21 protein-coding genes and 1 riboswitch are annotated in these 12,982 nt (G+C 38.9%); of the genes, 13 read left to right on the top strand and 8 right to left on the bottom strand.

All coding sequences use genetic code 11. The annotated features are described in order from the left end of the window. Positions 1 to 47: 47 nt before the first annotated feature. Both ACFX4N_RS13865 and ACFX4N_RS13860 read right to left on the bottom strand, forming a co-directional pair. The gene (locus tag ACFX4N_RS13865) at positions 48 to 329 is read right to left on the bottom strand and encodes a hypothetical protein (protein WP_013058546.1); all 282 of its coding nucleotides are present in this window, start codon (positions 327 to 329) and stop codon (positions 48 to 50) included. A gap of 86 nt (positions 330 to 415) precedes the next feature. After that, positions 416 to 604, bottom strand: a complete 189-nt coding sequence (locus ACFX4N_RS13860) for a hypothetical protein (RefSeq protein ID WP_057273838.1) — start codon at positions 602 to 604, stop codon at positions 416 to 418. 123 nt (positions 605 to 727) lie between these two features. Here ACFX4N_RS13860 and ACFX4N_RS13855 point away from each other — a divergent pair, with 123 nt between their 5' ends. Next, positions 728 to 1,018 (top strand): hypothetical protein, encoded by a 291-nt coding sequence (locus tag ACFX4N_RS13855; RefSeq protein WP_013058544.1) that lies wholly within the window; start codon positions 728 to 730, stop codon positions 1,016 to 1,018. A 49-nt stretch (positions 1,019 to 1,067) separates the two neighbouring features. Here ACFX4N_RS13855 and ACFX4N_RS13850 read toward each other — a convergent pair whose 3' ends face one another. Both ACFX4N_RS13850 and ACFX4N_RS13845 read right to left on the bottom strand, forming a co-directional pair. Continuing rightward, complete coding sequence (locus tag ACFX4N_RS13850) at positions 1,068 to 2,309, bottom strand: MFS transporter (RefSeq protein WP_235567336.1); 1,242 nt, start codon at positions 2,307 to 2,309, stop codon at positions 1,068 to 1,070. Beyond that, positions 2,306 to 3,049 carry a MerR family transcriptional regulator gene (locus tag ACFX4N_RS13845; protein WP_057273836.1) on the bottom strand — a complete coding sequence of 248 codons (744 nt, stop codon included), beginning with the start codon at positions 3,047 to 3,049 and terminating at the stop codon, positions 2,306 to 2,308. Before ACFX4N_RS13845 ends, ACFX4N_RS13850 begins: the two co-directional genes overlap by 4 nt. Positions 3,050 to 3,132: 83 nt before the next feature. Here ACFX4N_RS13845 and ACFX4N_RS13840 point away from each other — a divergent pair, with 83 nt between their 5' ends. Beyond that, positions 3,133 to 3,813, top strand: coding sequence for a CPBP family intramembrane glutamic endopeptidase (locus tag ACFX4N_RS13840; protein ID WP_057273835.1), 681 nt, complete (start codon positions 3,133 to 3,135; stop codon positions 3,811 to 3,813). A gap of 226 nt (positions 3,814 to 4,039) precedes the next feature. Beyond that, a complete protein-coding gene (locus ACFX4N_RS13835; protein WP_057273834.1) occupies positions 4,040 to 5,002 on the top strand; it encodes an aldo/keto reductase in 963 nt (320 codons plus the stop codon). Between the two features lie 36 nt (positions 5,003 to 5,038). Here ACFX4N_RS13835 and ACFX4N_RS13830 read toward each other — a convergent pair whose 3' ends face one another. Then, entirely contained in the window at positions 5,039 to 5,425 is a 387-nt protein-coding gene (locus ACFX4N_RS13830) for a MerR family transcriptional regulator (protein ID WP_377261602.1), read from the bottom strand. A gap of 184 nt (positions 5,426 to 5,609) precedes the next feature. On the opposite strand from ACFX4N_RS13830, the gene ACFX4N_RS13825 reads away from it, so the two are divergent. Continuing rightward, positions 5,610 to 5,780: a hypothetical protein gene (locus ACFX4N_RS13825; protein WP_013058538.1), complete on the top strand. Its 171-nt coding sequence runs from the start codon at positions 5,610 to 5,612 to the stop codon at positions 5,778 to 5,780. Between the two features lie 62 nt (positions 5,781 to 5,842). Then, positions 5,843 to 6,001 (top strand): hypothetical protein, encoded by a 159-nt coding sequence (locus ACFX4N_RS13820; RefSeq protein ID WP_013058537.1) that lies wholly within the window; start codon positions 5,843 to 5,845, stop codon positions 5,999 to 6,001. A gap of 18 nt (positions 6,002 to 6,019) precedes the next feature. Here the strand turns inward: ACFX4N_RS13820 and ACFX4N_RS13815 are convergent, their stop codons facing one another. Beyond that, the gene (locus ACFX4N_RS13815) at positions 6,020 to 6,214 is read right to left on the bottom strand and encodes a hypothetical protein (protein ID WP_223268982.1); all 195 of its coding nucleotides are present in this window, start codon (positions 6,212 to 6,214) and stop codon (positions 6,020 to 6,022) included. Between the two features lie 264 nt (positions 6,215 to 6,478). Here ACFX4N_RS13815 and ACFX4N_RS13810 point away from each other — a divergent pair, with 264 nt between their 5' ends. The 4 genes from ACFX4N_RS13810 (at position 6,479) to ACFX4N_RS13795 (ending at position 8,177) form a co-directional block, all read left to right on the top strand. Continuing rightward, positions 6,479 to 6,958 carry a hypothetical protein gene (locus tag ACFX4N_RS13810; RefSeq protein ID WP_199866427.1) on the top strand — a complete coding sequence of 160 codons (480 nt, stop codon included), beginning with the start codon at positions 6,479 to 6,481 and terminating at the stop codon, positions 6,956 to 6,958. Between the two features lie 64 nt (positions 6,959 to 7,022). Further along, a complete protein-coding gene (locus ACFX4N_RS13805; RefSeq protein ID WP_013058535.1) occupies positions 7,023 to 7,541 on the top strand; it encodes a GNAT family N-acetyltransferase in 519 nt (172 codons plus the stop codon). Positions 7,542 to 7,543: 2 nt separating this feature from the next. After that, the gene (locus ACFX4N_RS13800) at positions 7,544 to 8,026 is read left to right on the top strand and encodes a DinB family protein (RefSeq protein WP_013058534.1); all 483 of its coding nucleotides are present in this window, start codon (positions 7,544 to 7,546) and stop codon (positions 8,024 to 8,026) included. Continuing rightward, a complete protein-coding gene (locus ACFX4N_RS13795) occupies positions 8,010 to 8,177 on the top strand; it encodes a hypothetical protein (RefSeq protein ID WP_200964679.1) in 168 nt (55 codons plus the stop codon). Before ACFX4N_RS13800 ends, ACFX4N_RS13795 begins: the two co-directional genes overlap by 17 nt. 11 nt (positions 8,178 to 8,188) lie before the next feature. On the opposite strand, the gene ACFX4N_RS13790 is transcribed toward ACFX4N_RS13795, so the two are convergent. Together ACFX4N_RS13790 and ACFX4N_RS13785 are read right to left on the bottom strand one after the other, a co-directional pair. Further along, positions 8,189 to 8,830: a pyridoxamine 5'-phosphate oxidase family protein gene (locus tag ACFX4N_RS13790; protein ID WP_057273832.1), complete on the bottom strand. Its 642-nt coding sequence runs from the start codon at positions 8,828 to 8,830 to the stop codon at positions 8,189 to 8,191. A 124-nt stretch (positions 8,831 to 8,954) separates the two neighbouring features. After that, a complete protein-coding gene (locus ACFX4N_RS13785) occupies positions 8,955 to 9,209 on the bottom strand; it encodes a hypothetical protein (protein ID WP_223272390.1) in 255 nt (84 codons plus the stop codon). A gap of 297 nt (positions 9,210 to 9,506) precedes the next feature. Between ACFX4N_RS13785 and ACFX4N_RS13780 the strand changes: the two genes are divergently transcribed. The 4 genes from ACFX4N_RS13780 to ACFX4N_RS13765 all read left to right on the top strand — a co-directional run bounded on the left by ACFX4N_RS13780 (position 9,507) and on the right by ACFX4N_RS13765 (position 12,971). Continuing rightward, on the top strand, positions 9,507 to 10,517 hold the full coding sequence (locus tag ACFX4N_RS13780) for an aldo/keto reductase (RefSeq protein WP_057273831.1): 1,011 nt from the start codon (positions 9,507 to 9,509) through the stop codon (positions 10,515 to 10,517). Between the two features lie 190 nt (positions 10,518 to 10,707). Further along, positions 10,708 to 10,811, top strand: a riboswitch (purine riboswitch). Between the two features lie 156 nt (positions 10,812 to 10,967). Then, positions 10,968 to 11,846, top strand: a complete 879-nt coding sequence (locus ACFX4N_RS13775) for a 5'-methylthioadenosine/S-adenosylhomocysteine nucleosidase (protein ID WP_057273830.1) — start codon at positions 10,968 to 10,970, stop codon at positions 11,844 to 11,846. Between the two features lie 346 nt (positions 11,847 to 12,192). Next, positions 12,193 to 12,615, top strand: coding sequence for a phosphate-starvation-inducible protein PsiE (locus tag ACFX4N_RS13770; protein ID WP_057273829.1), 423 nt, complete (start codon positions 12,193 to 12,195; stop codon positions 12,613 to 12,615). Positions 12,616 to 12,617: 2 nt separating this feature from the next. Next, on the top strand, positions 12,618 to 12,971 hold the full coding sequence (locus ACFX4N_RS13765) for a Na-translocating system protein MpsC family protein (protein WP_013058527.1): 354 nt from the start codon (positions 12,618 to 12,620) through the stop codon (positions 12,969 to 12,971). Positions 12,972 to 12,982 lie beyond the last annotated feature (11 nt).

Below are 12,982 nucleotides of genomic sequence, written 5' to 3'. Positions count from 1 at the left end.
AATAAATAAGAAAAGCCAATGAAGATCATTCATTGGCTTTTTGGTTTCTATAAAAATAAGATACAAATACATGAAGCAACTAAATGAGGAACAGCTGCAATAATAAAGCGTTTCATCCATTCTGTATCCTCTCGCTGCCGGACAGGGGTAAAGTAAGGTCCTCTCGTTTCAAAACGAAATGCGTCCAGTAAGGTTACGAGTGCAATTGCCGTAAGTAATATGCCAAGAGGGCCTGAAATATAGTAAATATACTGCCAGTTGCCTGCTGTAATAGAAATGATAATCACAATAATTAAAGATATAATGCCAGATATTAATCCTGTTTTCAAACTCAAAATCTCCTTACATCCAGTTTTTGCTTATCTATTTTACCATAACCGAATGAAGGTTTGTATATACGGCTCGGGGCGGATATTTACTTCTTAATTGACCTTCTATGTAAGTATCTTCTCGTATAAAATGAGTTTCCTAGCAAAAGCAGTGTCCCTAGAATCCAGCCAGCTGCAGGGGAATAAGGAAAGATATTTTTTAAAGCCATCCCAAAAGAAATAGAGGCTGCTCCGAGTATAAATAAAAGCAGCGTGATTACTTGACGTTTTTTCATATGTACCACCTCTCTTACTAATTTTACCATAAAATGTGAGTGTAGTAGAATGAAATGTAAGGTGTTATACAAAAAAAGAAGTATATGGTAAAAATTAAGAAGTAGGAAGGGGAGAGGGATGCAATGATTAAGAAAGGATTTATAGCAGGTATCGTGATGGTCGGGATTGTTCTTGCTCTTGCTGCTTTTACAGGGAAGTGGAGCTATCTCTATTTTGTGTCAGGCACAATGGGAGCAGTATCACTGGTTTTAGCTTTGGCATACCTTATTGACAGTATCGTGCTAGGAAATACAGGCACATTCTTTTCAGCCAAAAAGACGCGCAAGGTGAGCCGAGTTGAAGATGCAAAACGATTTGGAGCTATTGCAGTACCGAACGTATTAGCTGCTTTGATTTATGTAGCCGCTGGTTGATGAACAGGAGTCTATAAAAAACAGCTTGAGGTATAACCTCAAGCTGTTTTTATGCGTCAATCTGAACGTTTCTTTCCCGTTTATCACGCAGCGGCATCAGCATACTCACGAATCCAACGCTTACGATGATGATTGCCGCCGTTAAAAAAGTCGTCTGAGCACCTGCAAGCTTTACGACCATGCCTCCAAGAAGAGGAGCAGTAAGTAAAACGGCACTCGTTAAGGTGTTAATGAATCCGTACACTTTTCCGAGGTGTTTCTTGTCGCTGTACGTTTGAACGATATAGTTAAACAGCAGTAAATTAAGCCCGACTCCGGCCCCTCCAATAGGTGCAGCAATCAAAATGAAATAGCGTGACATAACGGCTGGATTAAAGCAGCTAATGAAAAATAAAGCCCCTCCAAATAGAAGCAGTCCCAGTGATAAAAGTCTAAATGGATGGTGAACCTGTTTTTTTCTATTAAGATACACTCCTGTTGCTAGCGCTCCCAGCCCGATTCCAGAAAGCAGCCAGCCGAGCATTTCCGGATGGTGAGGCAGCACATCTCGAAGGAAGATGCTAATTTGAGCGTCAACAAGCATGACTACAAAATACGAAAGGTGAAACAAAATAACGACGCGTAAAAGGATTGAGTGCTGAAAAACGATTTTCCAGCCGTTTGAAAGCGATTCTTTTGACTGATGAGCACGAGCAGCTTGCCTTTGTGTTTTGTTACCTGACTTTTTAAGCGAAAACAGCACCCCAATAGAAATTATACAAGCTGCGGCGTTAGCTAAAATACATGCTTTGGGCGTTGTGAACGTCAGTGCGGCGGCTCCGAGAAACGGCCCTACAACTTTGGCAATTTGAAACATAATGTTTTGTAAGGTAGAGGCCTGCAGCAGCTGGTCTTCTTTGACCACTTCTCGAACGTAAGCCAGCTGTGCGGGCACTTTCATAACAGAACTCATAGAGCGCAGGGTCAGTACCCCTAGTGCCAAAAGCGGTTCATCTGTGAAAAATAACAGACATGTGAACAGAAGACGGACTAGTTCAGACAGAAACATCAGCTGTACTTTATCGTAGCGGTCCGCTAAATTTCCTGCTGCTTGACTTAGCAGGATGCTAGGCAAAGCGTACGCGACAGGAATAAGCGTAATCCATAGGGAATTTGCGTGCCACACGTATGTAAAAAGCGTCATCACCGCAAACATATCAAATAAATCTCCGAAGCTTGCCGCAGTGCTTGAAATAAATAATTTTTTATAAGAAGAATTAGCAAACAGCTTTTCTTTTTTCAATACCTTCATTCCTTTATATGTTGTTCGTAAAAAATAATCGCATCTTCAATAAATTGAAGGACTTCGCTGTCAATAGGGTAGAGATTAAGTGAACTTGATGCCTCAGGAGATTTGCGAACATCCCAAAAGGCTTTTTCTAAAGCCGTATGATGACCAAACAGTTCACTGGATAAAAGCAGTATATCAGCTGCAATTAGTTGTCCATCTTCAGATTGAGGTGCACGCTGGTGCTTTAAGCAAAGCTGAACTCGTTTTATGATGTTAATCCATTTATCGGCACTCGCATTCTCCATTTTAGGCAAATTATGCTGCAGAATCTCACTTTCTTCTATTGAAAGCGAAAGCAGATCAGTCCAGCTGCTTTTAGTAGTAGACTGATTGTGAACTAAGGGAAGGAGCTGCTTCCAGTTTAATTCACCTTCTATTTTTATACTGTTGCGAAGAGTGTGAGTATGTTCTAAAGCTCGTTGAATTTCTGAAGCTTTTTGCTGAAGTTTTTGTTGGTGAATCGCTAGAAGTTCATCAATACTCACTTGATGAAGAATAAGTTCAATATCTCGCAAAGGAACGGCTAAGTTTTTTAAAAGGGTAATTTTTTCTAATGTGATTAAGTCTGTTTCTGAGTAGGATCGCTTTCCGTTTTCGGCTTTTGACGATGGATGAAGCAAGCCGATTTGATCGTAGTAACGAAGCGTACGCACCGTGAGGCCTAATTTTTTAGCGGCTTGCCCAGTAGAAAAATAAATCATTTTTAACCCCTCCAAAAAAATGCTTGCAGGTAACGTTACGTCACCTTTTACACTGAATATAGGTAAAAGGGAGGCGAAGTAAATTGAAACAAAAAAATCAAGGATTATGGACAATAAAATCATTCGTAATAATGCTGGTGGTCACGTTTATTGCTGTGCCTGTTTTCATTGAAGGAGCATTACAGCAAGCTTTACAGTCGCTATTTAAAAGTGACCTTTATGCTGGAACAGCTACTGGATTTGTCATGGCAGCTGTGTTTTTATCAGCTCTGTATTGGCTGATGGTTCAGGCTGATGATAGAAAAATTGGTTTTCAATCGTTTTCAAAGCGTTACTGGCCGCTCATTCTTTTTTGGCTTTTGGTGCTGATCTTAGGAAGTGTAGCAATTGTTGTGCTCATGGAATGGTTTGGTATGACATATGAAAATAAAAAAACAAACAGTTTACAGCAGGACCTGTCGCTGTTTTCATTTATACTTGCTTTTGTTTCAGCCGCTGTAATCTCACCTTTTTATGAAGAGATAATCTACCGAGGATTTTTTTATACGTGGCTGAAACGTAAAGGAGGAATTGTGTTTGGATTAATGGGAAGTTCGTTTATCTTTATGCTGGTGCATATTCCAACGTACAATACCTTGCCCGTTAACTTTTTATCAGGTCTCGTGTTTGCCTGGGTGTACGAAAAAACAAAGTCGTTGCTTCCAAGTATGATCATTCATGCTTGTTTTAATGGAATCGCCGTTATTTTAACAGCAGCAGCTTAATGTAGTTTCGATAACGAGTAAGCTATGATTTATCTTACCATATTATGTCTACTAAAGAAGCGAATTGCAAAAAAGTAAGCGAAAAATGAACCGGAAAACTGCTAGAAGCACTGCTGTTTCTAGCAGTTTTTTATATATGCACGCACGCTTAAGGCTTGTCTTAAAGTGGACGTTAAGGTGTATGATAAGAGAGGTTAAAGACAGCAATAAAAAGGAGAGGGTATCGATGCAATATCGAAAGCTTGGAGAAACAGGTCTGGAAGTGTCAAATTTATGTCTAGGTACCATGGCGTTCGGACGATGGATTGACGAAAAAGCGTCGGCAGCTATTCTACATAGCGCCATTGAAAATGGCATTAACTTCATTGATACAGCCAATTATTACGGAAAAGGGCAGGATGAAGAGTTTAGATACGGCACAGGGGAATCTGAAGAAATAATTGGACGTGCGTTAAAAGGAAAAAGAGATGATGTGGTGCTTGCGACAAAAGTCGGAATTGCCGTAGGAAAAGGCAAAAATGATAAAGGCCTTTCACGCACACATATTATGAGAGAAGTGGACAATCAGCTGCGACGACTGCAGACGGACTACATTGATCTTTATCAAGTTCATCTTTTTGATCCAAATACACCTATGGAAGAAACGCTTCGCGCGCTAGATGATTCAGTTCGCCAAGGCAAAGTTCGTTATATTGGCTGTTCCAATTACGCGGCGTGGCAAATCGCAAAGTCTCATCATATTAGTGACAAAATGAATCTTGAAAAATTCATTTCAGTTCAGCCTCAGTACAATCTTCTCTCTCGTGAAATTGAACAAGAGCTGCTGCCGTTTAGTCAATCTGAAGGTGTAGGCGTCATGGTATACAGTCCGTTAGCGCGCGGCATGCTTTCAGGAAAATATAAAACATCAAATGACGTGCCGCCAGAAAGCCGTGCTGCGCATGGTGAAAAGCTGCTGCGAAACTACTTTACAGACCGAAACTTTCAGCTGGTGAAGCAGTATCGCAAGTTAGCAGAAAAAAATAAAGTCAGTTTGTCTCAGTTTGCTCTTGCGTGGGTGCTAAATCAGCCCGCTGTAACATCAAGCATTATCGGAGCTAGCAAATTGCATCACGTAACTGATGCAGTTGAAATCAGCGATTGGATATGGTCAGAAGAGCTATTAAATACTGTGAATTCACTATATTGATAAAAAGTCCGCAGGTGCTCCTGCGGACTTTTGCGTTTAAATTTTAATTTCTTTTTGCATTATTTTTGCTTCTAGCGAGTCGTACAAAGCGAGCTTATAGTTAATTTGTTCAAGGTATTTAAACGTTTTGGCCATTTCTTCTTCTACCGCTTCTTTATGATGAAGCATCATGTTTTTTCGTTCTTTAATTGTGCTTTCGCCTTGTTTATAGAGCTCTACATAGCGCTTGATTTCTGCAAGCGGCATGCCCGTTGAGCGAAGAGCTAAGATAAAACGGATCCATTCAACATTTGTATCATTATAGAGGCGCTTTCCGTTTTTATCACGTTCTATAAAAGGAAGGATTCCTTCTTTTTCATAGTAGCGTAAAGTTGGTGCGGAAAGCCCGGTTTTTTTATTCATTTCTTTCATGCTATAAGACAAGATTGTTCACTCCCACTTGTGAATCGTAAAGCTTACTTTAAGGTATATGATAATCGATAGTTGAGTGTTTTATCAAATTCTTTTTCGGTTGTTAAAAAATATGGAACTTTTATACAGTTTGTCCGTAATAACAAGTAGACAATAATAAACTTACTGTAAAAGGTTAAGTAAAGGAGATAGAGTAATGAAAAAAATAAAATGGATTAGTTTTATACTGCTGCTGATTTCAAGCGGAGTCTTTTTTATCAATCATCAGTACGCCATTTTACTAGCGGCTTGGACTGCTTACGGAATGGCTTTATCAATCCTGGTTTATTTCTTTTCATACGGTATCAAGGATTCAAATCAAGAGTGAAAAGCGTATACGCTTTTCTTATTGTTTTCAAAATAAAAACAGAAAATGAAAGGGTGGAAGAAATGGGAGAACTTTTTTGGATGACTTTGTTCGGAGCCTGTATTTGGGTGCCAATAATTTGGAATAAAATTGCGATTGGCAAGCGCATCGCACACGAAGAAAAGAAAGCAGGACGTGATTTAACAGGGGAAATCAATCCGTTTACCGGAGGAAGAATGTAAATAGAGATTAAGACATATCTAAATTAATTCCATTGAAAGACGAACAAATAGGATAAATGAGCTCGTATGAATTACTTGTGACACCGCTGTTGATTTCCGTGCAAGACTTCGCTTTCCGCGGGCGGCCGGTGAGCCTCCTCGTCGCTTACGCTTCTGCGGGGTCTCACCTGTTCCACTTTTCTCGCAGGAGTCTTCGCTTTGCCCTCCAATCAACAGCTAGAAGCAGCTACATACATGAAACTTACATTCAGCCTATCCATAACAAATCCGAACGAATTTAATTCTCTACCAAGAATCTCAATGCATCGTTCAGATTTTCCTACCCTAAAATACTTTTGTCTCAGCCTCTTTATTAGTAAAGAAAACAATAGTTTAATTTTGTTAGTAATAGTATAATTAACCATATTTATTTTGAATAGAAAGGCTGATGAAAAGGTGTTAATATTCTTTTTAGCCGGCACGGTACTTGTGCTGGTGATGATTATTTTTTCGCGTACGCTGTGGGTGCCTAGCGGAATGGTAGAGCGTCTCAGCAAGAAAAAGTGGTTTCAAAACCATTGGCTGAGCGGAGGCTATTTGTTTGGCATTAACGCGCTGTATTTTGGTACTACGCTATGTTTACTCTTCCTTCCTACCTTTACAAATATCCCTTATCTGCATCTTGTGCTCATGTTTGTAGCGACGATTGTAAGTATTCTCACGTGGAGCGCCTTTAGTGCAGCGTGGAAAGGATCATTTAAAAACCGTCTTAAAATGGCTTTAACGGGAAGCAGCTTTTACTTGATATTAGCACTGATCATGGTAATTCAGTGGCTAAGCGTTAAGCCTCTGTATCCAAATGAAGATACGTTTATGCGAGCTTTAGGATGGATGCTTGGCTTTTTCGTTTCAGCCGTCGCTTTTAGTATATGTTTTATCTTCACTGCGTTTCTTGGAAAACGTTCAGCACGTGTGTAAGGATATCATCCGTTTATTAACGTTCTTTTCTAGTTAACTACTATTGACGAAAGCAGGGGTAAACGTGATTCGAGAAATTTTAGCTTCCGATGCAGCCGCTTTTTTAGCGTTAAATAAAGAGCTTGATCGAGAAACAGCATATATGCTGTACGAGGAAAATGAGCGTGCGACTACGCTTGAACAGCAGAAAAAAATGATTACAACTTTTTTAAAGATGCCGAACTCGACCATTTTAGTGGCGGAACAAGACGGACAGCTTGTCGGACATTTATCTGTGATTGGCGGAAGCGTTAACCGAAAAAAACACAGCGTATACTTAGCTGTTGGCGTGCTTCAATCTTATGGAAACCGAGGCATCGGCACTGCGTTGTTTGAAGAAATGGAGAAATGGGCAGCGCAGAGCGGCATCAAACGAGTGGAGCTAACGGTTATGACACACAATGAACCGGCCATTTCGCTGTATAAAAAGATGGGTTTTAAAACAGAAGGGAAAAAAATATGTTCGCTCGTTGTAGATGGAAAATCAGTCGATGAATATTATATGGGGAAGGTTTTTGAAAAAACGTGCTTAAAGGAGAAATGAACATGGAAACGACGATTGTTCAGTTAAATGAATGGGTGGTAAAGCTTCCTAAAAAGCTTGAAGTACTCTCTGAAGCAGCGGCGTCAAACCGTCCTGCTCCTAAGAATTGGTCACCAAAAGAAATTGCGGGTCACTTATGCGATTCAGCTATTCACAATTTGCAGCGGTTTATCAACGTGCAGCATGAAAAAACACCTTTAGCCCTGACGCCTTACAAACAAGATGAATGGGTAGAACTGCAGCACTATCAAGCTACGTCCATGGCAGAAATAGTTGCCCTATGGCGCAGTTTAAATAAGCAAATTGCTTCCGTTCTTTCCCATATACCGACAGAAAAGTATATGTATCAATTTGAATTAGAAGGTGGAAAGTTCGTTTCGCTTGAGTGGTTGGCTAAAGATTATATTGCTCATTTAGAGCATCATATTAAGCAAATTGACGCTCAACTGCCGCTAGGAGGCAAAGTGAATGAAAAAAGAACATAAAAAAGAAGAATCTCAGGTGAAAGTCGATTTTAGAGCAGGCCACGCATATGGTGATCATGAATACATAGAAAGTTCAAAAAAAGGCGTGCTTCTTGCTTTGTTACCAGTTCTGATCATTGCCGGAGGTATACTGTTTCTGATGGTAAAATGACAAAAGCCGCATTATAGCGGCTTTTTTTCATAGAGGTGCTGGGTTTTGCTTTCTTTGGGATTGTTGCGGCTTTCTAGAGTGGAAAAGCCTGCGTGTTCTGCGACTATTTTAGCTGCGGAAGGAAGCGTTTCGACTCTTTCCCAAGATTCTGGATTCCACAGCTTTGATCGCTCGAATGCTTTGCTGCAGTGGAGAAAGCATTCTTGTACTTCGACGCCAATAGCGAGCAGCGGAGCTTTATTGTGAACCGCCATTGTTTCAAGCAGCGCTTTTTCTTTTACAATGCAAGCTTTGCCGCTAATCCGCAGCGTTTCTTCTATGCCTGGAATCAAAAAAAGCAGCCCTATTTGAGGATTAGATAAAATATTTTCCAATGAATCTACTTTTTGATTGCCGCGCCTCTCTGGAATCAACAGCTTTTTCTCATCGACGACTTGTACAAAACCAGGGTGATCACCCCGCGGAGAACTGTCGCAAATTCCTTTATAATCAGCTGTAGCGATGATGACAAAAGGGGAATGTTTAATAAATTCCCGGCAGTGTCGATCTAAATAAGGAATTATTTTTTGATGCGCCAATTTGTTAGGCGCGCCGACTATACGGCGAAGCTCTTCTTTCGTTTTTACTCGTTCTTTAAAGTGACTGTTTTTCATTCCTCTTTTCACTCCTACTGTATGCGTATACTGAAAATACCATTTTTATATATGAAATACTATATTTTTATATTTTAAAAACAGAAAAATCAGTATATTTAAATGAAGTAGAAGTGTTATAACGCTAGCTTCGGTCTTTTTTTAAATTTTTGATTGCGTTATCAAATATGTCATTAACCGTTTTCATATGTTCGCTGACAAGATGATTCGAGTCTTTTTCTCGCTGGCGCATGTCTTTTAACAAATCATCCATATCATCTAGCAAACTTTGAAAATACTCATCTTTTTGTTCTTCTTTCATTGTGGAATCGTCCATTTCATCAAGCTTATCGAGCTTATCTTCAATTTTTTTGAAGTATTCATCTCTCAAGAGTCTCACCTCATTTATAAAGTAGCTTTCTGCTTATTGTATGCAAAATGTTTGTTTGCATGAGTAAGAAGTAGAAAGTACATAAATAAAAGGAGAGTCTGAAGAGCTCATTTACTTCTTAGTAGGTTACTTTTTAGTTCCCATATTACTTTGAAGTGCGTACTTTTTTTTATTGTGTATATGCTTCATAATAAATTTTGTCAGGAGATAATATGACATTTAATGAATAGATCAGTCGTTGAGTTTACCTTCATACTGATCAATTTCTAAAATAGAGTTATAAAAATTTCAGGAGGTTTTATGAATATGAGAGAGATACTGCAAGGAAAACTAGGTTTTGGAACGGCACCACTGGGCAATATGTATCGTAATATTCCAGAAGAAGAGGCCATCGCGACGGTCGATGCTGCTTGGGAAAGCGGCATCCGTTACTTTGACGCAGCTCCTCTTTACGGAGCTGGCTTAGCCGAGATACGCCTTGGTGAAGCCCTGTCAAAAAGAAATCGCGATGAGTATGTGCTAAGTACGAAAGTAGGTCGCGTTATTTCAGATGAACTAGAAGACACATCTTTACGTGATATGGGAGAAAAAGGCGGGCTTTTTGAATTTGGCCGTAAAAATAAAATTATCAATGACTACAGCGCAGATGCAACTCTTCGTTCGATCGAGCAAAGTTTAAACCGTTTGAAAACAGATCGCTTGGACTTTGTGTATATTCATGATGTCGCGCAAGATTTTTATGGAGATGAGTGGGTAGGACAATTTGAGTCTGCTCGAACGGGCGCATTTCGTGTGCTTACACGCTTGCGTGAAGAAGGAGTTATTAAAGGATGGGGACTTGGAGTAAACCGAGTAGAACCAATTGAAATCATGCTGGAGCTGGAAGAAGCAAAGCCGGAGGTCTCGTTGCTAGCTGGCCGTTACACGTTATTAGATCATGAACGTGCGCTGCAGCGAGTGATGCCCGAAGCCGTAAAGCATAATATGGACATTGTTGTCGGCGGACCATACAGCTCAGGCGTTCTTGCTGGAGGTACGCACTTTGAATATCAAAAAGCATCTTCAGACATTATGGAAAAAGTAGAAAAAATCAAAGCTATTGCAGATCGTCATCAGATCAGCATTAAGGCTGCTGCTGTCCAATTTTCACTCGCTAATCCAGCAGTTGCTGCTGTTATCCCCGGCGCTAGTCGTCCAGAGCGTATTGCTGAAGACAAAGCAGCATTAAACACAGTAATTCCGGCAGCCTTCTGGGAAGAAATGCGTGAACAAAAGCTTGTAGCTCCTCATGCACCGCTGCCAATTAACGTTAAGTGAAGTTAGAGGATAAATGTTTAGTAAGTAGAAAAAGTGTCTCAAAGTTCCGATTTTGAGACGCTTTTTTTGTTTTGAGACAGAGGTTTATAAAAGATTTAGTGGTGTCCGGCTATAAAAACGAACGTTTTAACGATTTTTCGGATGGAATATTCGTTTTAATGTTGAATAACCATTTTGTATTTGATACATTTAGAAGGTGAAAAATATTACTCGTATATACTTGGAAATATGGTCTGAGTGTCTCTACCTGATTCCCATTCAAAGAACTGGACTACGAGTTAAAGTATAAAAATGTTCGGTTTATCAATACATAAGCGTTACGCCGTGCTTAATTTCTTATACTTTGACTCTAAAACCCTTAGACTATCAAAAATGTTCTAGGTTTTTTTCTTTTGTCCAATCATCGAGTGTATGAAACAGCAAAACGAAATGGAGTGAAAGTAACGATTTATGAAAAACAAGATGTTAAAAACAGGGACTTTACTTACTATTGGTATGGTTTTACTGCTATCTGTACTTGCCGGGTGTAACTCAGCTTCAAAAAAAGAAGCCGGAAATAAACAAAACCAGAAGCCTATCATTGTTCAAGGGCCGATGCCGATAGAAGCGCAGAAATTCGCTAAAAAATTAGAAAATGTAAAAGAAGAAAAGTCAGGGAATTTTGTTTTTTACAAAGGAACTGTCGATAATTATCCGGTCATTGTTGTTAAAACGGGAAAAGGAATGGAAAACACGGCAGCTGCTACAGCGATAGCTATAGAAAAATACCATCCTAAAGCGATTATCAACCAAGGAACATCGGGCGGACATGATGAAAACCTGAACGTATTTGATATTGTATTAGGGAAGAGAACAACAAACATAGGCTCTTTAAAAACAGAAGATAAAAAAGAAGGCGAAGGAATGGATCCTACTGCTTGGAAGCCGATGGATTTAATGGCTTCTGAAGGAAGCGCTGGAGAAGATCCTGATGCTGAAAAAGCTCGCTATTATGAAGGAGATAAGAAGTTACTTGCGGCTGCAAATGCAGTAAAAGATACATACAAAAAAGGTAAAGTAGTTGAAGGAACGATAGGATCAGCGGACACGTGGAATAACGAAGTGGATCGAATTAAGTGGTTCCACACTAAGTATGGGACGTCTGTAGAAGAAATGGAAGGCGCAGCGGCAGCACAAATTGCAGGAAGCTATGGCGTTCCATTCTTAGGTATCAGAGTGCTATCTAATAACAAAGTAAACAATGGAAAATATAATCCAAACACAGCAGCCGCTTGTCAAGATTACGTTTATGAAGTAATTAAACGCTATATCAGCGCAAACGCCAAGTAAATCTTTATTTGAAGTTTTGATGTGTTGCGTTATAATTAAGTGAAAAGAAGCTTATTGATAGAAATTCATTACATATGTTTTTTTATCTTTGGTGACTTGATGATATGTAAATATATGGCGGGCTGGATAACAAGTATTGAAAAATGCTGAGTCGTTAACCCATCATAAGGAAATTTGTACAACTATGCACAAATTTCTTTATGATGGGTTTTTTTGTGGAGGAGTGGAGGTACTGGAGACATCTAAAAAAGCAGCAGATTCTCAGACAGGCTACCAAGTTTTGGACGCTTTACGAACATAAATAGAATCAATGTAAGGAAGTTAGATAAAAGGAAGGGATACAAAGATGTTCAAACTATTTTTATGTAAAAAAAGGAAGTATCTAATTACGACATATCAATTTATTTTAAATATCTCGCTGATTGTCCTTGGGTTTATACTTGTTTATTTTTTATTAAGAGAGCTTTTTTATATTATGAATGATGCCTTAACGGGAAATAATAACGTTCATAAAATTCTTGGAAAAGTACTGGTTTTCTTTCTATACTTTGCTTTTGTTTCAATGATTATGACTTACTTTAAGGAAAGCTGCCATTTCCCGTTAAGCTATCTTTTATATATTGGAATTACCGCCACAATACGATTTATCATTGTGAATAACAATTATCAAATTGGAAGTTTATTTTTATCGTTAGGAATTATCGCTTTAACAATTAGTTATTTAATGTTAACAAAAAAAAGATTAGAAGATAATGAAAGGAGAATTTGAGCATGAGTAGAAATAGAGAGCATGAATTTAGTAATTTGGTGCGCGAAATCCGTAAAGAGCAGGTTGGGAACGGACCTAGAGAAATCACTACTCGTTTTATAGATACATGGGCTGTTAGTGAAATGAAAGGCAATCTTACGAATGTAGAAAAATTTATGATAACTTCTCCTGAAGGCAAAAGGATGGTTCATGAGGCACGTACAGAACTAGTGAAAAAAATTTATGATTGCTCCGAGATACGAGATAAGTTTGAAAAACTTGTTCATGCAAAAATTGTAAGAGTTTTTTCAGACATTAATATTGAAGAAGATGTTGCGATGACTACTTTTGTTTTTGATAGAAAGTTAGATAATTAACTAAGATAAAC

It is taken from the genome of Priestia sp. YIM B13551, assembly GCF_042787905.1.
GTDB lineage: Bacteria > Bacillota > Bacilli > Bacillales > Bacillaceae_H > Priestia.
The sequence above is the reverse complement of the archived record's forward strand: the minus strand, read 5'-3'. Positions and strand labels throughout refer to the sequence as shown.